Origin of the sequence: Seonamhaeicola sediminis (assembly GCF_004358095.2) — a bacterium.
GTDB lineage: Bacteria > Bacteroidota > Bacteroidia > Flavobacteriales > Flavobacteriaceae > Seonamhaeicola > Seonamhaeicola sediminis.
In genome coordinates this window covers 144,932-165,564 of sequence record NZ_SMZJ02000001.1, presented here as the reverse complement: position 1 = coordinate 165,564, position 20,633 = coordinate 144,932, and the positions used below count along the sequence as shown (strand labels likewise).

Here is a 20,633-nt window from a genome sequence, read left to right as displayed (position 1 = left end):
TTATGAAGCTAATTTGCATAGGCAGAAATTACACAGAGCATATTGAGGAATTGGAAAATGAAAGGCCAACAGAACCAGTTATTTTTCAAAAACCAGATTCGGCTATTTTATTAAAAAAACAACCTTTTTTCATCCCAGATTTTTCAGATGATATTCATTATGAAGTTGAGGTTTTAATCAAAATAAATAAGATAGGTAAGTACATTGATAAAAAATTTGCTCATAAATATTATGATGAAATTGGCTTGGGAATAGACTTTACAGCTAGAGATTTACAAAGTAAACTAAAAGCAAAGGGATTACCTTGGGAAAAGGCAAAAGCATTTGATGGTTCTGCTGTGGTAGGTAAATGGATACCAAAAAATGAATTTAATGATGTGAATGCCATTGAATTTTCCTTAAAAAAGAACGAAAATATTGTTCAAAAAGGAAATACTAGCCACATGTTATGGAAAATTGATGAAATCATAGAATATGTCTCAAAATATTTCACATTAAAGATTGGAGATATTATATTTACTGGCACCCCAGCTGGGGTAGGCAGAGTAATTGCTAATGATAAACTAAAGGGTTTTATAGAAAACAGAGAAATGTTTTCAATAACAATTAAATAATGGAACAACATTACAAATTATTCAGAGTGAAGGAATTGGCTGATAACGATGCAGATTTTATTGCAACTTTGGCAGAAGCGTTTTTGGAAGAAGTAGCACCAGATTTAGAGCGATTGAAAAATGCAGTAGCGGCTGAAGATTATCAAGAAGCCTATCAAGCTGCGCATAAAATGAAACCAACGGTAGATTTATTTGAACTTGGGGTTTTAGATACGCTTATAGAAGTTCAAGATTGGGGTAAGTTTACCAAAAAGGGAGAAGATATAACACCACAACTTGCTATTGTGGTTGATGCTGTTGAAAAAGCCTTAGCAGAAATAAAGTCAGATTTTAATTTGTAATGAATGCAAGCAGAAATAATTACCATTGGCGATGAACTTTTAATCGGGCAGGTAATTGATACCAATTCTGCATTTATAGCAAAACAGCTTAATAAAATTGGTATTTCTATTTATCAGGTAACTTCAGTTCAAGATGATAGAAACCATATTCTTAAAACATTAAAAGAAGCAGAAAGCAATTCAGACATCATTATTCTAACCGGTGGTTTAGGACCCACTAAGGATGATATTACAAAAAAAACCATAGCAGAGTATTTCAATGATACCTTAGTAAGAGATGATTTGGTATTGAAAAATATTGAACACCTCTGGAAAAGTTATATTGGTGGTAAATTACTTCAGGTAAATAAAGATCAATCTCTGGTACCATCAAAATCTACGGTTTTAATGAATAAATTAGGTACTGCTCCGGGCATGTGGTTTGATAAAGGTGAAAAAACCTTTGTGTCGCTTCCAGGTGTGCCTTATGAGATGTCTACCCTAATGGAACAGTATGTCATTCCTAAATTAAAAGAGAAGTACAATTGTCCGTTTATTATGCACAAAACGTTGTTGGTTTACGGAATAGGAGAAAGTGCTTTGGCTGCTAGAATAGAAGACTGGGAAGATGCCTTACCAAAAGACATGCGATTAGCCTATTTGCCAAATTTAGGCAAAATGAGATTGCGCTTATCAACAAAAGGGTTTGATGAAATAAAGCTTAAGGAAAGAGTAGATGCTGAAATTGAAAAGGTTATTCCATTAATTAAGAATGAATTTTTTGGTTTTGAGGATGAAGAAGGTTCTGCTGAAATAATCATAGCAAAACAACTAACTAAAATAGGAAAAACTCTTGCTATAGCTGAAAGTTGTACTGGAGGTCTTTTAGCAGAACAGTTTACAAAGCATTCAGGAGCATCTGCATATTTTAATGGAGGTGTGGTGACTTATTCTACAGAATCAAAAAAGAGTGTTTTAGGAGTCTCAAAAGAAGTTATTGATAGTCATTCTGTTGTTAGCGGCCCGGTTGCAGAAGCTATGGCAAGCAATTCATTAAAATTGTTTGATTCAGATTTTGCAGTTGCAACCACAGGAAATGCAGGGCCAACAAAGGGGGAGTCCGATGCTGAGGTTGGAACAGTATACATTGCTATAGCTAGTAAAAGTAGAGTATATTCAGAAAAGTTTAACTTAGGAAATCACAGAATAAAAGTACTAAATAAAGCTGTTAATAAAGCCCTAGAAATGTTGCTGAAAGAAATTTTTAAAAATTGATAATAATAAGATTGTCATAATATAAAGATTTTGTATATTTGCACCTCGATTTTAAGCAACAAAATTTAAAGTTATATATAATGTCAAGAGTTTGTGAACTTACAGGAAAGAAGGCAATGGTTGGTAACAACGTGTCTCATGCATTAAACAGAACTAAGCGCAAATTTAACGCTAACTTAGTTAAGAAACGTTTTTACATTCCAGAAGAAGATAAGTGGGTAACTTTAAAGGTATCAACATCTGCATTGAAGACTATTAATAAAATAGGTATTTCTGCGGCAATTAAGGAAGCAAAAACTAAAGGTTTTTTAAAATAAATAGCTGCGTTAAAAAAGATATTTAGAAATGGCAAAGAAAGGTAACAGAATTCAAGTAATTTTAGAGTGCACAGAGCACAAAGCTTCTGGTCAACCAGGAACTTCAAGATATATTACTACAAAAAATAAAAAGAATACGCCAGATAGAATGGAACTTAAAAAATTCAATCCTATTCTTAAGCGTATGACAGTTCACAAAGAGATAAAATAATAGAGTCATGGCAAAAAAAGCAGTAGCATCGTTACAAACAGGATCAAAAAGGTTAACTAAAGCCATCAAAATGGTAAAGTCACCTAAAACAGGAGCTTATATGTTTGTTGAATCTATTATGGCTCCAGAACAAGTTAACGACTTTTTAAACAAAAAGTAAACATACTTTTATCAAGATATTACAAACTGCTTTCTTTTTTAAGAAGGCAGTTTTTTTATGTTTATATTTGAGCAGTTTCTGCCAAAATAGCAGTATAAAATTGTGGTAAAGAAATTGCAATTAGAATCTGGACGTTAGATAATCTATATTTAAAAGCGCTTCTACAAGTACCACAACCCCTGATGTAAATTGGAGAATCGTTTAGTTTTTACTAGACAGATAAACAAATAAACGAATAAAAAAGTAAATGAGTCTTTTTAAAAAAATATTTTCCTCTGAAAAAAAGGAAACTTTAGATAAAGGTTTAGAGAAGTCTAAAAGCAGTTTTTTTGGTAAATTAAGTAAGGCTGTTGCTGGAAAATCAAAAGTAGATGATGAGGTTTTAGATAATTTAGAAGAGGTGCTTGTTACTAGTGATGTTGGTGTAAATACAACTTTAAAAGTAATTGAGCGTATTGAAGAGCGTGTGGCTAAAGATAAGTACCTAGGAACAGATGAATTAAATCAAATCCTCCGTGAAGAAATAGCAGCTTTACTAAGTGAAACCAATGTAGGGGAAGAAACAGAGTTTATAATACCAAAAGATAAAAAACCATACGTAATCATGGTGGTTGGTGTAAACGGCGTTGGTAAAACAACAACTATTGGTAAGCTAGCATATCAGTTTAAAAAGCAAGGATTAAAGGTGGTTTTGGGTGCTGCAGATACTTTTCGTGCAGCAGCAATAGACCAACTTCAAGTTTGGGCAGATAGAGTAGAAGTTCCTATTGTGAAACAAAGTATGGGCAGTGACCCTGCTTCTGTAGCGTTTGATACGTTACAAAGTGCTGTAACTCAAAATGCTGATGTGGTAATCATTGATACTGCAGGGCGTTTGCACAATAAGGTGAATCTTATGAATGAGCTTACAAAAGTAAAACGCGTCATGCAAAAAGTTGTAGCTGATACGCCTAATGATGTGTTGTTGGTATTAGATGGTTCTACGGGTCAAAATGCTTTTGAGCAAGCCAAACAATTTACAGCGGCTACAGATGTAACATCTTTGGCTGTAACAAAGTTGGATGGAACCGCTAAAGGAGGTGTGGTAATAGGTATATCAGATCAATTTAAAATACCCGTGAAATATATTGGTGTAGGGGAAGGTATTGAAGACTTGCAAGTGTTTAATAAATACGAATTTGTGGATTCGTTTTTTAAGTAACAACCTGTTTGTTGTTATCAGAAAACAAATAGTTTATTCAGTTTTTTCCATAGTTCATTGTCAAAATTACTTGGGCCAGACCTCACCTTTTTTGCTTTGTCACCCATCCTTACAATAACCAAATTTTTACTTGGTACTACGTATAGTTTTTGGTCGTTTTTACCCAAGCCCGCAATGAGGTCATCTGGGGCATTCGGTATTAATTTTCCCTTGAATTCTTTAGTTAAAGCTGGTAGCCTAAAACTATCTTTTCCGTTAAGCCACCATAAATAGCCATAGCTTTCATTCTGATTTTGGGAGGTATTTACCATGGCGCTAAAATATTCAGGGTCATTTAAAATTGGAGTGTTATTCCAAATACCTTTATTTAGGTTTAGAAGTCCAAATCTAGCCATACTTCTAGCATTACTATAAAAAGGTTTGGCATATCCAAGACGCTTCCATTCGCCCTGCATCCCTATTTTATCTCGTAACTTTTCATTGAAATACGACTCAAAGCTTTGTTTAACAGCTCCTGATACTATGTTGTGAGTTTTTGTGTATCCAGCATTATGATAATACCAAAAACTTCCAGGAGCATTTTTGTAGGTTAGGCACCTTGGCAGAGTACAATTCTTATTCATTACAGTATAGTCTAAACCAGTAGTCATTGTAAGATGGTGTTTCAAAGTTATTTTACTTTCTTGGTTTTGTGTCATGTTAGACCAACCTTTACCTAGATAGTCACTTGATGAGTTGTCTATATTTAAATAACCTTCATCTTGGGCAATTCCAACAGTAAAAGCTACTAAAGTTTTGCCAGCAGAATACCATGGTAAGTTTGATGCAGCATTGGTATCACTATCATACCATTCCATGACAATTTTTCCATCCTTCAAGATAATAAAGGCTTTTGTGCTATTTTCTTCAATATAATCAATTAAGGGTTGAAGTTGTGATACATCCCATCCAGTTTCATTGATATTAATAGCCTCCCATGTGTCAGAATTTAAGGGAGGAAAATATAAATTTCTCTTGTGATCACTTTGTGAAAAAGTATTTACTATAGCTGTGATTACTAAGCTAAATGATAGAATTATTCTTTTCATAAATAATCTTTTAAATAAGACACCTAAAGATATTAAAGGTTTAACTTTAAAATATGCAATAATATATCATAAACCATTCCGTATCTTTGCGCCCACATTTAATTATGGTATGAGAACAAAGACTTTAAAGAAAAATAAGATTAATGTAGTTACCCTTGGTTGCAGTAAAAATGTTTACGACAGTGAAGTGCTAATGGGACAACTAAAGGCTAGTGGTAAGGATGTTGTTCATGAAGAGGATGGCAATATCGTTGTTATTAACACCTGCGGATTCATTAACAATGCTAAAGAAGAAAGTGTTAATACCATTCTGGAATTTGTTCAAAAAAAAGAAGAAGGTGAAGTAGATAAGGTATTTGTTACAGGATGTTTGAGTGAGCGTTATAAACCAGATTTACAAAAGGAAATTCCAGATGTAGATCAGTATTTTGGAACAACAGAACTACCTGGTTTATTAAAAGTGTTAGGAGCCGATTACAAGCACGAATTGATAGGGGAACGTTTAACTACAACACCTAAAAACTATGCTTATTTAAAGATTGCAGAAGGATGTGACAGACCCTGTAGTTTTTGTGCTATTCCTATCATGCGCGGCAAACACAAAAGCACACCTATTGAAGAGGTAGTTACAGAGGCTGAAAAATTGGCTGCCAAGGGAGTAAAAGAATTAATTCTCATAGCTCAAGATCTAACCTATTACGGTTTAGATTTATATAAAAAACGAAATCTTGCAGAATTACTTGAGGCTTTGGTTAAGGTTGAAGGTGTAGAGTGGATTCGATTACATTATGCCTTTCCAACAGGTTTTCCTATGGATGTTTTGGAGGTTATGAAACGAGAACCAAAAGTTTGTAATTATATCGATATTCCATTACAGCATATTTCAGATGCCATTTTAAAAAGTATGCGCAGAGGAACCACCAAGGAAAAGACTACTAATTTGATTAAAGAGTTTAGAGCAGCCGTTCCAGAAATGACTATTCGTACCACATTGATTGTTGGATATCCTGGTGAGACAGAAGAAAATTTTCAAGAGTTAAAACAATGGGTGCAAGATATGCGTTTTGAACGTTTGGGGTGTTTTACGTACTCTCATGAAGAGAATACGCATGCCTATAATTTAGAAGATGATGTTCCTGAAGAGGTTAAAATTTCTAGAGCTAACGAGATCATGGATATTCAATCTCAAATATCATGGGAGTTGAATCAAGAAAAAATAGGGCAGACATTTAAAGTTGTTATTGATAGAAAAGAAGGCAACTATTTTGTTGGAAGAACGGAGTTTGATTCTCCTGATGTGGATAATGAGGTTTTAATTGATGCCACTCAAACTTATTTAAAAACGGGTGAGTTTACAACTGTTAAAATTACTGAAGCAGAAGATTTTGATCTTTATGGAGAGGTAGTAAATTAATTGTTGGAGAGTAACTATGAATTTATTTTGTATCCTTTGTGTAGTGCAAATACATATTGTTTGCTGTTAAACAATTACTTTTTGGAAGTATGGATAATGTCTTTTCTGAATTTTTAAACAGCCTTAGTTCAGATTCACTTTGTGTATTGGATACATCAATACCTAAGTCTGAATACATACCAATCGATTTATCAGAATTAAACAAAAACTTATCTAAGATTGACGTTTCGTCTACATTAAAGCTGGGGCAATACATCGATAATTACATTAGAAAACATAGTGCTACAGTAGCTTACGGAGGTTATTTAGAAGTCCGAAACATTTACAAAAGAAGTCAGCATTTTAGTAGATATATTGAAGAAGAACGTAATATACATTTAGGCATTGACTTTTGGTGTCAAGAAGGAACTCCAATTTGTTCGCCTTTAGAGGGTAAGATTCATAGCTTTAAAAACAACACCAATTTTGGAGATTATGGACCAACATTAATATTGGAACATAATATTGGTGATGTTATTTTTTATAGTCTCTATGGGCATTTAAGTTTAAACTCTATTCAAGGTTTAAAAGAAGGTAGCACTTTTGAAAAAGGAGAACGAATAGGAGAGTTAGGAGATGAAACTGTAAATGGTAATTACCCACCACATCTACATTTTCAAATTATAAAAGATTTACAGGCTAATCAAGGCGATTATCCGGGAGTCTGTTCAAAAAAGGATTTAGATTTTTATTCTGAAAATTGTCCGAACCCAAATTTACTCTTACAGTTATAATTTTTCAATATGCAATTAAGATTAAACTAAAAATCCCGATAAGCTATTTTCGGGATTTTATCTTACGTTATACGAAGTATATTATGTTTTCTTCAATTGCCTTTTAATTTTAGAAATAGCATTTTCAATAGATTTTTCAGGTTCAATAATATTGTATTCACCCCAAAACTCAGGGTCTGAAAAACCTGAAGCTTGATCTGTTAATATAGTAGATGGACGCAACATTTGTTTTTCAATCTTAGCAACCTTTGTGTTGGTAATTTCCCAATCAGTAACAGCCATTTCACTATTTAAAGTATATATACTGTTAAATAATTTACCTTTCCAATTCACCTTAAAACTTAACAAAATGTTGCTGTAAGCATAATGCCATTTTCCATTTTGTATACGATATTTTACTCTATACGTTGCTTTTGTTGGATATACGTCAACTTTTCTTGGTTTTTTACGCACAAACATTTGACTTGCCAGATGTCTATTCTCAACATTTAAACTATAAACCGCATTGGTTAAAGCCAATGTAGAAGCATCTATAAATAGTTTGCCATAATACAAAGGGTCTTTAATGAAAGGATTCTGTTTGAAGTTAACCACATAAACTAATTTTTTATCAATGTTTGTAGACTCATCAAAACTAAACTCGTAATCATCAATGTCCTCTTCGGTAAATATATACTCTGGGTACTTTACCAAATCGGTATATATATTGCTAAAAGGTCCTCCTTGAAGTTTTAAAGCTAGAGTATCCAATCTATCATAATTTGTGTTTTTTCTGGCCTTCACTAATTCAATATTATCTTTTCTGTAATTTGTATAAGGCTGTTTGTGAATTTTAACAACAGCTTCAGATAGTGAGGCATTTTTTTTTCTTTTCTTAATAGTCTCTCTGTAAAACGCCGTCATTAAAGTATTATCATTATTGTACAATCTTCCTTTTTTTTGAAGTGTTTGAAGCACTAATTCTTTAGCATTTGAAGGTCTAGCAACTAAACTAACAGCATCTAGAGTAGTGACAGCAGGAGTGAGTTCAATTTTTGTACTTCCTTTAAAAGAAGCAATGTCAATTTCTTTGGTCTCATAACCTAGGTGTGTGATAACAACAACACCCTCACTATGTTCTGTAGGTACTTTTAAAAGAAATTCACCATCAATATTTGTAACCGTACTAATATTGGTTCCTTTTATTACCAAATCAGTAAAGACCAAGCGGTCGTTATTACTTTTATCAACTATAATACCTTCAATTTCAAGGAATTTTGATATGTTTTGGGCAGTAAAACTACTGGTGCCACAAATTGCAAACAAGCAAAGCGCCACCAAAAACCGACTAAAAATATTTTTCTTTTTCATGACTTAATAAGTGTTAACGGGTTAAGTGACATTAATTTACGAAAAAAAAATCTATGATTACTAAGAGGACTCTTAGATTTAACATTTGATTAGTAAAACTATTTTTGTTTGATCTACAAATCAGTATAATGAAGAGATTCCCAAATAAACTCTTAACTTATTTTTTAGAATTTTTGAATTTTAATAACTGTATATTTACTTCAAAAATGTGTTTTTATGCCAATAGACACCATTTCGTTTAAAAAAGCGGGTTATTTTTCATCATTAATCTGTGATTATTTAGCTGAAACCCCTGAATTAAAAACTTTTTATAATAGATTTCCTTCTATTAATAATTTCAGAGATCAGATTCAAGAGAAAAAAAATGCTATTGAAGCCCAAACAAGAAGTATATTGGTTAATGCCTTAAAGAAGCAATATCTGAATACCGATACTTCAGAATTAACTATTCAGAACATAGAATTACTTGAAAAGGAAAACGCTTTTACAATAACCACTGGTCATCAACTCAATTTATTTACTGGTCCGCTCTATTTTTTGTACAAAATAGTGTCTGCTTTAAACCTTTCTAAAGAATTAAAAGAAAAATATTCTAATTACCACTTTATTCCTGTGTATTGGATGGCAACCGAAGACCATGATTTTGATGAAATTAATTATTTCAATTTTAAGGGTAAAAAAATACAATGGAATAGAAGCGCAAAAGGAGCCGTTGGAGAGTTATCAAATGAAGGGTTAGAAGACGTTTTTATGGTGTTAGAAAGTGAGTTTGGAAAAAGTAAAAATGCAAATGATTTAAAAGTACTTTTCAAAAAAGCTTATCTAAATCATAGTAATTTAGCTGATGCAACTAGGTTTTTGGCAAATGAGTTATTTAAAGAATACGGGTTGGTAATTATTGATGCAAATGATGTGGAATTAAAACGGTTGTTTATTCCTTTTGTAAAAGATGAATTGTTGAATAATACAGCTTTTAATGAAGTTTCTAAGACTAATGAGCAAATAAGTGAATTAGCCAAAGAACAATATCAAATACAGGTTAACCCAAGAGAAATTAATCTTTTTTATTTGGCTGAAAATTTAAGAGAGCGTATTGTTTTTGAAGAGAATAGTTTTAAGGTATTGAATACTGATATTAATTGGAGTTTAAATGAAATACAAGAAGAACTCAGTAAGCATCCGGAACGGTTTTCTCCAAATGTAATTATGCGTCCTTTATATCAAGAAGTTATTCTTCCTAACCTTTGCTATATTGGTGGTGGTGGTGAGCTAGCCTATTGGTTTCAATTAAAAGCTTATTTTGAAAAGGTTGAAGTCCCTTTTCCTATGTTGTTGTTGCGTAATTCGGTATTGATTAAAACTGAAAGTCAATCTAAAAAACTTCATAAGTTAAAAATTTCAAATGAAGATATCTTTTTAAAACGCAATGCTTTTATCAATAAAAAGGTTAGAGAAATATCTAACATCAATATTGATTTTTCTGAGCAAAAAGCGCATCTTCAAAAACAATTTGAAAACTTATACTCCTTAGCAGAACAAACAGATAAATCCTTTTTAGGTGCTGTAAAAGCGCAAGAAGCGAAACAAACAAATGGATTAAATAGATTGGAGAAGCGTTTGCTGAAAGCACAAAAGAAAGCGCTTTCAGATCAGGTGTCTAGAATGACAGAACTTCAAAATCAACTATTTCCAAATGGAAGTTTGCAAGAGCGCAATACTAATTTTACAGAGTTTTATTTAGAATATGGAGAGCAATTAATTCCGCAATTAATAGCCCATTTAAAACCACTTCAGGGAGAATTTTTAATATTAACTATGTAAAGTGTTTTTTAAACTATTATTTTTTTAATAATTCAGTTAGTTAATAACCTTTTTAAAAAAATCCATAATCGTAAATCGAAATTATAAAAACCTTTTTATTTTTGCGCATGCAACATGACAAGGTACTAATTTTAGACTTCGGGTCGCAATACACTCAGCTTATTGCGCGTAGAGTTAGGGAACTCAACATTTACTCCGAAATTCATCCATTCAATAAGATTCCATCAAATGTAGAAGAGTATAAGGCAGTAATACTTTCGGGTAGTCCCTTTTCTGTAAGAGGTGAAGAAGCTTTACATCCAGATTTAGCAGAAATACGAGGTAAAAAACCATTATTAGCAGTATGCTACGGGGCCCAATATTTAGCGCATTTTTCTGGAGGCGAAGTAGCGCCTTCAAATACGCGTGAGTACGGTCGAGCTAATTTATCATTTATAAAAGGTAACGAACCATTTTTTGCACATATTCACACAGGTAGTCAGGTTTGGATGAGTCATTCAGACACCATTAAACAATTACCCAATAATGGGGTGCTGATTGCAAGCACACATGACGTTGAAAATGCAGCTTACAGAATTAATGGCGAAGAAACCTATGCGATTCAATTTCATCCAGAAGTATATCATTCCACTGACGGAAAACAGCTATTAGAAAACTTTTTGGTAAGTATTGCTGGTTTGCATCAAGATTGGACACCAGATTCCTTTATAGAAGAAACGGTAGAGTTCATTAAGGAAAAAGTGGGTGATGATAAAGTAGTGCTTGGTTTATCGGGAGGAGTAGATTCTACGGTTGCTGCAGTGTTGTTAAACAAAGCCATAGGCAAAAACTTGTACTGTATTTTTGTTAATAACGGACTCCTTCGTAAAAACGAATTTGAAAACGTTTTAAATCAATATGAAGGCATGGGACTTAATGTTAAAGGTGTTGATGCTTCTAGTCGTTTTTTAGAAGCGTTAAAAGGTATTGAAGACCCTGAGTTAAAACGAAAAGCTATTGGTAATGCGTTTATAGAGGTTTTTGATGACGAAGCCCATAAAATAGAGGATGTAACTTGGTTAGCACAAGGTACCATATATCCTGATGTTATTGAAAGTGTTTCGGCAACTGGAGGGCCTTCTGCAACCATAAAAAGTCACCATAACGTTGGTGGATTGCCAGACTTTATGAAGCTTAAAATAGTAGAACCATTACGTGCAATTTTTAAAGATGAGGTACGTAGAGTAGGGAAGACTTTAGGTATAGATCCAGAACTTTTAGGGCGTCACCCATTTCCAGGCCCTGGTTTGGGAATCCGAATTTTGGGAGATATCACTGCTGAAAAAGTAAGAATTCTGCAAGAGGTAGACCATATCTTTATAAATGGTCTTAAAGAATGGGGATTATATGACAATGTATGGCAAGCAGGAGCCATGTTGCTTCCGGTAAATAGTGTTGGTGTTATGGGAGATGAGCGTACTTATGAGAAATGTGTGGCGTTAAGAGCAGTAGAAAGTACAGATGGTATGACTGCAGATTGGGTTAACCTTCCCTATGAATTCCTGCAAAAAACCTCAAACGATATAATAAACAAGGTAAAAGGCGTTAATAGAGTAGTTTATGATATTAGTTCAAAGCCACCAGCAACCATTGAGTGGGAGTAATTCTATGTAGTGTCTCAGCTATAGATACAGTTTTGCTTAATAATTAAGTTGTGGGTGTTATTTACAAATTATAAACTTTTTATAAGGTCGGTATCATCTTAATATTACAAAGTATCGTATATATTTATGTGATTTTGTAATATTATTAAATTGTATGCTGTAGTTGTTAGCTATTGTGTTAAAGCACTAGTATCATTTTGGCACGTTATATGATTTAACCAAAAAGGTAATGGGTGTTATTGCATCCTTAACGTCATAAAATTAGTTATATGAGTAAATACTTTTTCGTTTTTTGTTTCTTACTTTTTTTTAGTTTCAGCTTAGCTCAAGCTCAAAATCATACAGTTCATAGAGTAAAAAAAGGTGAAACCATTGAAGGTATAGCAAAACGATACTATGTAACCCCTTTTGATATTTATACGCTAAATCCTGAGGCAAAAAAGGAATTAAAACCCAATACTATTTTAATCATTCCAAAATCTAAAGTTGAGGTAAAAACAACCATAGTAAAAGAGTTGCAGGGTTTTAAAACGCATAAAACCAAACGAAAAGAAACGCTTTACAGTTTGGCTAAAAATTATGATGTTTCGGAAGATGACATAAAGAAGCACAATACATTTTTGTATGCTAATCCGCTGCGTAAGGGAGATAAATTAAAGATTCCAATTTTTAAAACCAAAGAAGTGGTTGAAAAAGTAGAGCCCTATAAAACCTATATTGTACAACCAAAAGAGGGTAAGTGGCGCATTGCTTATAAATTTGGGATTACCGTTGCAGAGTTAGAATCTTTAAACCCTGAAATAGGGGAGGTTTTAAAAGAAGGGCAAGAAATTAAAGTGCCCAATATTGAAGATGATGCCGAAAAAGAAGTTGATGATCAATATAGTTACTACAAAGTATTACCAAAAGAAGGTTTTTACCGTTTAAAAATTAAGCTTGGTTTAGAACAAGATAAGTTAGAAGCTTTAAATCCTGAATTGAAAGAAACTGGATTAAAAGCAGGAATGATTTTGAAGATTCCTTTTAATGAATCAATTTCCAAAGAAGAGGAAAAAGGCAAAATTAGGTTGGTTGATAGTATTTCAGATTTTACAACCAAGCGTATTGCTATCATGTTACCATTTAGATTGAATAGAGTAGATTTTGATTCTATTGCTGGTACAAAAAGAAGTATAAAAAGCGACCCTTATTTAGATGCTTCGCTGGATTTCCATTCTGGTGTTTTAATGGCAGTTGATTCTCTAAAATTATTGGGTATTTCTCTTAAAATTGATGTGTATGACACCAAAAATGAAGTGAGTGAGGTTAGCCAGATTATTAATGAAAATGATTTTGAAGATTTAGATGCCGTAATTGGTCCGTTAACTTCTAAAACCTTTGAAAGAGCATCATCAGAATTAAGAAAGTACCAAGTACCTGTTGTGTCACCCATAGGAACTGATTTGAAGTTGTATGACAATGTGTTTCAGTCTAGAGCATCAGATGGGTTATTAAAAACTAAAGTGATAAATTTTGTAAAATCTGATACTTTGATGAGTAACATTGTGATTGTGGCAGATTCTAAGCACACTGTTGTTTCCAATAATTTAAAACAGGAATTTATAGGGGCTAAACAAGTGTTTTCCAGAAAAGACAAAGAGGGTGTAGATAAATATTATGTAAACAGACAGGATATAGAAGATGTTTTAAAGCCAGGTAATAATATTGTGTTTTTAGAAACTAAAGATGTTGGATTTGCGTCAAATGTTACCAGTATTTTAGCATCTTTAATTCAGAAAGAAAATGAAGAAGAGCACATTGAGCAAAGAGATATTATATTGGTAACAACTGATTTTAATAAGGCTTTTGAAGGCGATGAAATTTCAAATGAGCATTTGTCTAAGCTTCAATTTCATTATGCAACCACATCAAAAAACTATAATGAGAATAATGCATTTGCTAAAAAATATGAGGAAACTTATCATATAACTCCCAACAGAAGAGCTGTAAAAGGATTTGATTTAACTATGGACGTAGTGTTGCGATTAGTATCATCAGACGATTTATTCATGTCTGTAAATAAGGCTCCTTTAACAGAATATGTAGAGAATAAATTCTCATATAAGAAGAAGCTTTTTGGTGGCTTTTATAATGATGCCATATATTTGGTAAAGCATCAAGATTTAGCCATTGTTGAAGTAAAGCAATAAGAATTTAGTGTTTCCCGTTTATAGCTTTGTTGGAAGTTGTTTGATGAGAGTTAATTAAAAAACCTACTTATGTTTATTAGAACTTTTTTTGTGTTAAGCTGTTTTTTGCTGGTTCATAAAGAACCTGTTTTATCATGGCGAGATTCTTATAAATTAACTTGGTCTGATTTTAAAGGAAACCCAGATAGACTTTCTAGTGCTGTTGCAATAACCGCATCTGGAATTACTTTTGGTTTTTCAGTTAAACAGAGTGATGGAAAGGTAGTAAGTTTTAAAACCGATATCGATGCCCATTTTTATCCAAAGCAGTCTTGGTATAAACCAGAAAAAGCCAGTAGTCATGTTTTGCAGCATGAACAATTACATTTTGATATTACAGAATTGCATGCTAGAAAGTTTAGACATAGGGTAAGCAAATTAATGGTAACTGGTAATATTAAAGAGGTATTACAAAAAATTCATGAAGACATAAACAAAGAATTAACAGCTGTTCAGAACAGTTATGATACTGAAACCAACTATTCAAGACTTACTTCAGCACAAGCCAAATGGCAATCTTATATTAAAGAAGAACTTAAAAAGTATGCTAAATACAAGTCTAATTAATGATCCCAGATAAAGACTTTCTCATAAAGTTGGCACAGACTAAAATGCCCTATGGTAAATATAAAGACCGCTATTTAATAGACTTGCCAGAATATTATGTGGTTTGGTATTATAGAAAAGGGTTTCCTAAAAATAAATTAGGTGATATGCTCACCACTGTGTATGAATTAAAAGTAAATGGATTAGAGTATTTGGTTAAGAATATTAAGGAGCAATACACTAAGTGAATTTTAAGTATTTTTATCTTATTATACGCTGAAATGAATTCAACTCAAGTGAATAAGATGCAATGATATAAGCTTACCAAAAGTTGAGCATTGGCTTTAGAAATAAAATAGTTTTTAGATTAATTATTATATTTTTAGGCATTCTATATAAGAACCATGCAACAAACCACTAACACTATTTTAATGGTGCGTCCTATTCATTTTAGGATGAACGAACAAACTGTAGTTAATAACTATTATCAAAGAGTTATTGATAATGTTTTACCAGCTTCAATTAATAAAAAGGCCCAAGAAGAGTTTGATGCTTATGTTGAAAAGCTAAGGTCTTTTGGGGTTCAAGTTGTTGTGGTGTCAGATACAGAGGATTTTGATACCCCCGATTCTATTTTTCCAAATAATTGGATTTCATTCCATCAAGATGGTACGGTAGCTATTTATCCCATGTTCGCCGAAAACAGACGTCATGAACGCAGAGAAGCTATTTTAGATACGCTTGAGGAAAGCGGTTTTTTAATTAAAAATATAGTTGATTATACCGCTGCTGAAGATGAAGATATCTTTTTAGAAGGTACTGGAAGTGTTGTTTTAGATAGGGCAAATAAAAGGGCATATTGTGCCTTATCACCAAGAGCTGATGAAGATTTGTTTATTGAGTTTTGCGAAGATTTTGAATATACTCCCATTATTTTTAATGCTAATCAAACGGTAAATGATGTGCGCAGGCCAATTTATCATACAAACGTCATGATGTGTGTGGCAGAGACCTTTGCCGTAATTTGTTTAGATGCTATTGATGATAAAAAAGAACGCAAGAATGTGATTAAGCATTTAAAAGATACCAATAAGGATGTGATTGCTATTTCTGAAGCACAGGTAAATAGTTTTGTTGGCAATATGTTACAAGTACGTGGCGCAAATGAGCAATTGTTTTTAACTATGAGTCAATCGGCACATGATAGTTTAATGTTAAATCAAATTAACCAGATTAAAAAACATTGCTCAATTATATTTAGCCCATTAGATACTATTGAAGCTTGTGGAGGAGGTAGTGCCAGATGTATGATGGCCGAAGTGTTTTTGCCTAAAGTTTAATACTATGTATTGGAAGGTTTAGATTTTGGTAGCTGAACATAGAATGTACTTCCAACATTTAATGTGCTTTCAACCCAAATTTTACCGTGGTTTAATTCTACAAGTTCTTTACAAATTGAGAGCCCTAAACCGGTGCCTTTTTCATTACTGGTTCCAGTAGTTGTAAAAGAGGTGTTTTTAAACAGTTTCCCTAAATTTTCTTTAGAAATTCCAACACCAGTATCAGCAATACTCACAATGCAACTACCATTGCTTATGTGGTTTGAAATTGTTATGGTATCCCCTTTTTTACAAAACTTTATAGCGTTTGCTAAAAGGTTTTGTACAACAATTTCAAACATACTGCGGTCTGCATAGGCAAAATCTCGAAGAGAATGATCTATGAGCGTAATGCCTTTATTTTCTATACGTTGTTCAACAAGTTTTACCTTATCTTCAAACACTTCCTGAATATCAAACAGGCTTGGTTTAGGCTCTAAAGATTGCATTTGAGACTTAGACCAGTTCAATAAGTTAAAGAGTAACAAAGATGCATTGTTAGCATTTTCACTTAGCTCTGGTATTAGCTTATCAAATTCTTCTCTAGATAAAGAACCATCACTCAACAAGCCAATAAAACCATTAATGGAGGATAAGGAATCTTTTAAATCATGTGATACGATGGAGAATAACTTGTCTTTAACATTATTAATACTTTCAAGATGTGCTATTTGTTCTTCGTATGCCTGTTTTTGTAAGTCGGTTTTAATATTTTTTTCTTCTAATTCTTGAGTGTATTTTATAGTCTCATTTCGCTTAAAGTGAGCTAAAATTAAAAAAGTTGCCACAATAGCTAAGGCAGCCAAAAGGGCATAGAAAAGTATCTTGAATTTACCAAGCGTGTTTGAATCTTTAGTAGAAAAATCCTTATTATTCTCTTTGAAATTTGAATCTGTATTTGGTTGATCAAAATTAGGGTCTAATTCAAGTGCAACCTCAGAGTCTGCTTTAGTGTTAAATGAAGACGTTTTTTTATCCAATTCGTTTTTTAAGTTATAATACTCGCGTTGCCATACAAAAGCTTTGTCAAATCTTCGTTTGGTAGAGTCTAAAGCGGTCATGAGTTTGTAATGTTTCAACAACTCTTCCTTGTTGTCTAACTCTTTTGCAATGGCTCCAGCTTGTAATAATTGACGTTCGGCAACAATAAGTCTGCTTTTTCGTAAATTTAAGTCACCCAGGTTGTTTAAAACTGGAAGTAAACCATTCCTATCCTCACTTCTTATATTAATATTATAGGCCTGTACCAAGTATTCGGTGGCTTTATTATAGTCGTTAAATTTTAAATATTCACCACCCAATTTTGAATAAATCTTTCCCCTAGTAGAATTATCAGTATTATTAGTTAATACTTTTTCATAATACTCAATAGCTTTTCGGTGTTCTTTTTTCTGCGAATACAATTCCGCTAAAGCCATGTTGGAATCATTTATACCATCAGAATCTTCTAATTGTTCTTGAACATGTAAGGCCTTAATGTAAAACGCAATGGCTTTATCAGGAGCATTGACACTATTGTATGCCTTAGCAAGATTACTATAAGCTAGTTTCAGTTCTTCTTTTAGGTCTTGCTTTTCAAGTTCGTTTATTGCAGCTAATGAATATTGAAGCCCTTTAGAAAAGTTACCACGTTTAATTTCAATCAAGCCAATGTTATTATTCACTTTAGCAACACCAAGTGTATCGTTTAAATCATTGTATAGGTTTTTGGCTTTATTGTAACCGCTTAACGCATTAATGTAGTCATCTTTTTGGGCATAAATCAATGCTTTGTAAAAAGTAATATCGGCAACACCTTTTTTGTAATTAATGTCATTAGATAGCTTTTCGCTTAAAAGAATATAATCAAATGCTTTGTTATATTCTTCAAGGTTATATAGCGCTTGTATGAGTTGTAGAGAGGTGTCAACTTTTAAGGAGTCTTGCTTTTGATACGCTAATTTTATGGTAAGACTATCTATTTCTGCGGTTTGTGAAAACCCCAGAAGCGTAATCAAAATAAAACCTAACGTAATTAATTGCTTCATATAATGTTCACCTTGAAACTTCTTCTATATAAAGTTTTCCACTGTTGAGGGAGAAAAAAGAATACTTTAATACGTGTTAAGTTAAAATGTTTATTAGTTGACTGCGAAAATGATTTTTTAATGAATAATTAATAGCTCTGTTTAACAAAATTTCAAAAAAGACCTTTCAAAATCTAATTTCTAGGTTTTACTACCAATATATTAGATAAAATGAAGCTTAAAAATTAGTCTAAAAATCGACGAATAGATTAACGGCAATAATCATAGAAAAAAAGCACTTTTGTCGATAAAATGCATGTGTTTATATAATCTTTTGAGGTGTTTAATTTAAGGTGTTGTTGTTGAGTGTTTTATGTATTATCCTATGCGGCATGGTAAAGAAATTTTAAGCCTGTATTTTTACTACAAAGCTTTTATAAAAGTTTTATCTTTGCGCATCAAAAATAAAGACCGATACATGAGCCTTCAAGAAACCTTATCTAATCAAGTGAAACAAGCGGTTTTAGCTTCTTTTAGCGTTGAAATCGAATCTGTTGAATTTCAGGCAACCAGAAAGGAGTTTGCAGGAGATATTACAGTGGTGGTGTTTCCTATGCTAAGGTATGTAAAAGGAAATCCGGTAGTTATTGGTGAAACCATTGGTAATTACCTAGTTGATAATGTGAATGATGTTAAGGCTTTTAATGTGGTTAAAGGCTTTTTAAATATTGAAATTAGCGATTCTTATTACTTAAGCTTTTTTAATAGAATAAAGGATAATCATGCCTACGGATTTGTAAACTCAAACCCCAATGAAAAGGCTATTATGGTGGAGTACTCTTCACCTAATACCAATAAGCCGCTCCATTTAGGACATATTAGAAATAACTTGTTAGGGTACAGTGTTGCAGAAATTTTAAAAGCAGCAGGAAAGAAGGTATACAAAACGCAAATTATTAACGATAGAGGTATTCATATTTGTAAAAGTATGTTGGCTTGGAAATTATTTGGTAATGGTGAAACACCTGAAAGCACTGGATTAAAAGGAGATAAGTTGGTTGGGAATTACTATGTGAAGTTTGACCAAGAATATAAAAAGGAAATTGAAAACTTAGTAGCTGAAGGAAAAACACTTGATGAAGCAAAAAAAGAGGCGCCAATTCTTTTAGAAGCCCAAGAAATGCTTAGAAAGTGGGAGGCAGGAGATGAAGAAATAGTGTCACTTTGGAAAACTATGAACGGATGGGTATATGATGGTTTTAATGAGACCTATACAAACTTAGGTGTTGATTTTGATACCTTGTATTACGAAAGTAATACCTATTTGTTAGGAAAGGAATTTGTAGCCGAAGGATTAAAATCTGGGGTGTTTCATACCGAAAAAGATGGTTCTGTTTGGTGCGATCTAACCGATGCGGGGCTTGATAAAAAAATAGTACAGCGTGCCGATGGAACGGCGGTTTATATGACCCAAGATATTGGAACAGCCATACAGCGTATTAAAGATTTTCCTGATGTAGGAGGTATGGTTTATACCGTTGGAAATGAGCAAGATTACCACTTTCAAGTGTTATTTTTAATTCTGAAGAAACTTGGGTTTGACTGGGCTAAAAATCTATATCATTTAAGTTATGGCATGGTAGATTTACCTAGCGGAAAAATGAAGAGCCGGGAAGGAACTGTGGTTGATGCCGATGATTTAATTGATGAAATGGCAGCTACGGCTGAAGAAATTTCTAATGAACTAGGGAAGCTAGAAGGATATACCGAAGTTGAAAAGAAAGCCTTATATAAGACCATTGGTTTAGGAGCTTTAAAGTATTATATCTTAAAGGTAGATCCTAAAAAGCGTATTCTTTTTGATCCGAAAGAGTCTATAGATTTTCAGGGAAATACAGGCCCTTTTATTCAATATACCTATGCCAGAATTCAATCTATTTTACGAAAAGCTAATTTAGATGCCAGTGTCACACTGAGCGCAGTCGAAGTGTCTTTGCATATCAAGGAAAAGGAATTATTAAAACAATTACAGTTATTTCCTGAAGTCATTCAAAATGCAGCAGCACAACATAGTCCTGCCTTGATAGCTAATTATACGTACGATTTGGTGAAAGAGTTTAATTCCTTTTACCAAAACGTATCAATTTTAGGAGCAGACAATAAAGATGAAAAAATCTTTAGGGTACAACTTTCTAGAGTTGTTGCTAATACCATTAAAAATGCCTTTCGTGTTTTAGGGATCAAAGTACCAGAGCGCATGTAATACTAAACAATTTATAAAAAAAAC

19 protein-coding genes are annotated in these 20,633 nt (G+C 32.8%); 16 read left to right on the top strand and 3 right to left on the bottom strand.

Features of this window, described 5'->3' with window-relative positions:
- Positions 1-2: 2 nt before the first annotated feature.
- The 7 genes from E1J38_RS00790 to ftsY all read left to right on the top strand — a co-directional run bounded on the left by E1J38_RS00790 (position 3) and on the right by ftsY (position 4,098).
- On the top strand, positions 3-614 hold the full coding sequence (locus E1J38_RS00790; RefSeq protein WP_133354863.1) for a fumarylacetoacetate hydrolase family protein: 612 nt from the start codon (positions 3-5) through the stop codon (positions 612-614).
- On the top strand, positions 614-955 hold the full coding sequence (locus tag E1J38_RS00785) for an Hpt domain-containing protein (RefSeq protein WP_116524056.1): 342 nt from the start codon (positions 614-616) through the stop codon (positions 953-955). The genes E1J38_RS00790 and E1J38_RS00785 overlap by 1 nt, the downstream gene beginning before the upstream one ends.
- A gap of 3 nt (positions 956-958) precedes the next feature.
- Positions 959-2,209 carry a competence/damage-inducible protein A gene (locus E1J38_RS00780; protein ID WP_133354865.1) on the top strand — a complete coding sequence of 417 codons (1,251 nt, stop codon included), beginning with the start codon at positions 959-961 and terminating at the stop codon, positions 2,207-2,209.
- A gap of 80 nt (positions 2,210-2,289) precedes the next feature.
- Positions 2,290-2,526 carry a 50S ribosomal protein L28 gene (gene rpmB / locus E1J38_RS00775; RefSeq protein WP_116524054.1) on the top strand — a complete coding sequence of 79 codons (237 nt, stop codon included), beginning with the start codon at positions 2,290-2,292 and terminating at the stop codon, positions 2,524-2,526.
- Between the two features lie 28 nt (positions 2,527-2,554).
- Positions 2,555-2,737: a 50S ribosomal protein L33 gene (gene rpmG, locus E1J38_RS00770; RefSeq protein WP_133354867.1), complete on the top strand. Its 183-nt coding sequence runs from the start codon at positions 2,555-2,557 to the stop codon at positions 2,735-2,737.
- A gap of 7 nt (positions 2,738-2,744) precedes the next feature.
- Positions 2,745-2,897 (top strand): DUF4295 domain-containing protein, encoded by a 153-nt coding sequence (locus tag E1J38_RS00765; protein ID WP_116524052.1) that lies wholly within the window; start codon positions 2,745-2,747, stop codon positions 2,895-2,897.
- A 247-nt stretch (positions 2,898-3,144) separates the two neighbouring features.
- Positions 3,145-4,098: a signal recognition particle-docking protein FtsY gene (gene ftsY / locus E1J38_RS00760; RefSeq protein WP_133354869.1), complete on the top strand. Its 954-nt coding sequence runs from the start codon at positions 3,145-3,147 to the stop codon at positions 4,096-4,098.
- A gap of 17 nt (positions 4,099-4,115) precedes the next feature.
- Here the strand turns inward: ftsY and E1J38_RS00755 are convergent, their stop codons facing one another.
- Entirely contained in the window at positions 4,116-5,186 is a 1,071-nt protein-coding gene (locus E1J38_RS00755; RefSeq protein ID WP_133354871.1) for a serine hydrolase domain-containing protein, read from the bottom strand.
- 109 nt (positions 5,187-5,295) lie between these two features.
- On the opposite strand from E1J38_RS00755, the gene rimO reads away from it, so the two are divergent.
- Both rimO and E1J38_RS00745 read left to right on the top strand, forming a co-directional pair.
- Positions 5,296-6,600: a 30S ribosomal protein S12 methylthiotransferase RimO gene (rimO, locus tag E1J38_RS00750; protein WP_133354873.1), complete on the top strand. Its 1,305-nt coding sequence runs from the start codon at positions 5,296-5,298 to the stop codon at positions 6,598-6,600.
- Between the two features lie 89 nt (positions 6,601-6,689).
- Positions 6,690-7,373, top strand: coding sequence for a peptidoglycan DD-metalloendopeptidase family protein (locus E1J38_RS00745; protein WP_133354875.1), 684 nt, complete (start codon positions 6,690-6,692; stop codon positions 7,371-7,373).
- Between the two features lie 81 nt (positions 7,374-7,454).
- Here E1J38_RS00745 and E1J38_RS00740 read toward each other — a convergent pair whose 3' ends face one another.
- On the bottom strand, positions 7,455-8,723 hold the full coding sequence (locus E1J38_RS00740) for a carboxypeptidase-like regulatory domain-containing protein (protein WP_133354877.1): 1,269 nt from the start codon (positions 8,721-8,723) through the stop codon (positions 7,455-7,457).
- Between the two features lie 216 nt (positions 8,724-8,939).
- Here E1J38_RS00740 and bshC point away from each other — a divergent pair, with 216 nt between their 5' ends.
- The 6 genes from bshC (at position 8,940) to ctlX (ending at position 16,301) form a co-directional block, all read left to right on the top strand.
- The gene (gene bshC, locus E1J38_RS00735) at positions 8,940-10,544 is read left to right on the top strand and encodes a bacillithiol biosynthesis cysteine-adding enzyme BshC (RefSeq protein WP_133354879.1); all 1,605 of its coding nucleotides are present in this window, start codon (positions 8,940-8,942) and stop codon (positions 10,542-10,544) included.
- Positions 10,545-10,651: 107 nt separating this feature from the next.
- Positions 10,652-12,187: a glutamine-hydrolyzing GMP synthase gene (guaA, locus tag E1J38_RS00730; RefSeq protein WP_133354881.1), complete on the top strand. Its 1,536-nt coding sequence runs from the start codon at positions 10,652-10,654 to the stop codon at positions 12,185-12,187.
- 269 nt (positions 12,188-12,456) lie between these two features.
- The gene (locus tag E1J38_RS00725) at positions 12,457-14,376 is read left to right on the top strand and encodes a PBP1 and LysM peptidoglycan-binding domain-containing protein (protein ID WP_133354883.1); all 1,920 of its coding nucleotides are present in this window, start codon (positions 12,457-12,459) and stop codon (positions 14,374-14,376) included.
- 69 nt (positions 14,377-14,445) lie between these two features.
- On the top strand, positions 14,446-14,982 hold the full coding sequence (locus E1J38_RS00720) for a DUF922 domain-containing protein (RefSeq protein ID WP_133354885.1): 537 nt from the start codon (positions 14,446-14,448) through the stop codon (positions 14,980-14,982).
- A complete protein-coding gene (locus E1J38_RS00715) occupies positions 14,982-15,209 on the top strand; it encodes a DUF3820 family protein (protein WP_133354887.1) in 228 nt (75 codons plus the stop codon). Before E1J38_RS00720 ends, E1J38_RS00715 begins: the two co-directional genes overlap by 1 nt.
- Before the next feature lie 156 nt (positions 15,210-15,365).
- On the top strand, positions 15,366-16,301 hold the full coding sequence (gene ctlX, locus E1J38_RS00710) for a citrulline utilization hydrolase CtlX (protein ID WP_133354889.1): 936 nt from the start codon (positions 15,366-15,368) through the stop codon (positions 16,299-16,301).
- Between the two features lie 2 nt (positions 16,302-16,303).
- Here the strand turns inward: ctlX and E1J38_RS00705 are convergent, their stop codons facing one another.
- A complete protein-coding gene (locus tag E1J38_RS00705; protein WP_133354891.1) occupies positions 16,304-18,367 on the bottom strand; it encodes a tetratricopeptide repeat-containing sensor histidine kinase in 2,064 nt (687 codons plus the stop codon).
- A gap of 457 nt (positions 18,368-18,824) precedes the next feature.
- Between E1J38_RS00705 and argS the strand changes: the two genes are divergently transcribed.
- On the top strand, positions 18,825-20,609 hold the full coding sequence (gene argS, locus E1J38_RS00700; RefSeq protein ID WP_133354893.1) for an arginine--tRNA ligase: 1,785 nt from the start codon (positions 18,825-18,827) through the stop codon (positions 20,607-20,609).
- The last annotated feature ends 24 nt before the right edge of the window (positions 20,610-20,633 follow it).

What these genes read in the sequence shown, in the direction of transcription:
- E1J38_RS00745 (WP_133354875.1), top strand. Translation starts at nt 6,690, where the DNA reads ATGGATAATGTCTTTTCTGAATTTTTAAACAGCCTTAGTTCAGATTCA.
- ctlX (WP_133354889.1), top strand. Translation starts at nt 15,366, where the DNA reads ATGCAACAAACCACTAACACTATTTTAATGGTGCGTCCTATTCATTTT.
- E1J38_RS00720 (WP_133354885.1), top strand. Translation starts at nt 14,446, where the DNA reads ATGTTTATTAGAACTTTTTTTGTGTTAAGCTGTTTTTTGCTGGTTCAT.
- rpmB (WP_116524054.1), top strand. Translation starts at nt 2,290, where the DNA reads ATGTCAAGAGTTTGTGAACTTACAGGAAAGAAGGCAATGGTTGGTAAC.
- E1J38_RS00715 (WP_133354887.1), top strand. Translation starts at nt 14,982, where the DNA reads ATGATCCCAGATAAAGACTTTCTCATAAAGTTGGCACAGACTAAAATG.
- argS (WP_133354893.1), top strand. Translation starts at nt 18,825, where the DNA reads ATGAGCCTTCAAGAAACCTTATCTAATCAAGTGAAACAAGCGGTTTTA.
- E1J38_RS00765 (WP_116524052.1), top strand. Translation starts at nt 2,745, where the DNA reads ATGGCAAAAAAAGCAGTAGCATCGTTACAAACAGGATCAAAAAGGTTA.
- E1J38_RS00755 (WP_133354871.1), bottom strand. Translation starts at nt 5,186, where the DNA reads ATGAAAAGAATAATTCTATCATTTAGCTTAGTAATCACAGCTATAGTA.
- E1J38_RS00705 (WP_133354891.1), bottom strand. Translation starts at nt 18,367, where the DNA reads ATGAAGCAATTAATTACGTTAGGTTTTATTTTGATTACGCTTCTGGGG.
- E1J38_RS00725 (WP_133354883.1), top strand. Translation starts at nt 12,457, where the DNA reads ATGAGTAAATACTTTTTCGTTTTTTGTTTCTTACTTTTTTTTAGTTTC.
- bshC (WP_133354879.1), top strand. Translation starts at nt 8,940, where the DNA reads ATGCCAATAGACACCATTTCGTTTAAAAAAGCGGGTTATTTTTCATCA.
- rpmG (WP_133354867.1), top strand. Translation starts at nt 2,555, where the DNA reads ATGGCAAAGAAAGGTAACAGAATTCAAGTAATTTTAGAGTGCACAGAG.
- guaA (WP_133354881.1), top strand. Translation starts at nt 10,652, where the DNA reads ATGCAACATGACAAGGTACTAATTTTAGACTTCGGGTCGCAATACACT.
- E1J38_RS00740 (WP_133354877.1), bottom strand. Translation starts at nt 8,723, where the DNA reads ATGAAAAAGAAAAATATTTTTAGTCGGTTTTTGGTGGCGCTTTGCTTG.
- E1J38_RS00790 (WP_133354863.1), top strand. Translation starts at nt 3, where the DNA reads ATGAAGCTAATTTGCATAGGCAGAAATTACACAGAGCATATTGAGGAA.
- E1J38_RS00780 (WP_133354865.1), top strand. Translation starts at nt 959, where the DNA reads ATGCAAGCAGAAATAATTACCATTGGCGATGAACTTTTAATCGGGCAG.
- rimO (WP_133354873.1), top strand. Translation starts at nt 5,296, where the DNA reads ATGAGAACAAAGACTTTAAAGAAAAATAAGATTAATGTAGTTACCCTT.
- E1J38_RS00785 (WP_116524056.1), top strand. Translation starts at nt 614, where the DNA reads ATGGAACAACATTACAAATTATTCAGAGTGAAGGAATTGGCTGATAAC.
- ftsY (WP_133354869.1), top strand. Translation starts at nt 3,145, where the DNA reads ATGAGTCTTTTTAAAAAAATATTTTCCTCTGAAAAAAAGGAAACTTTA.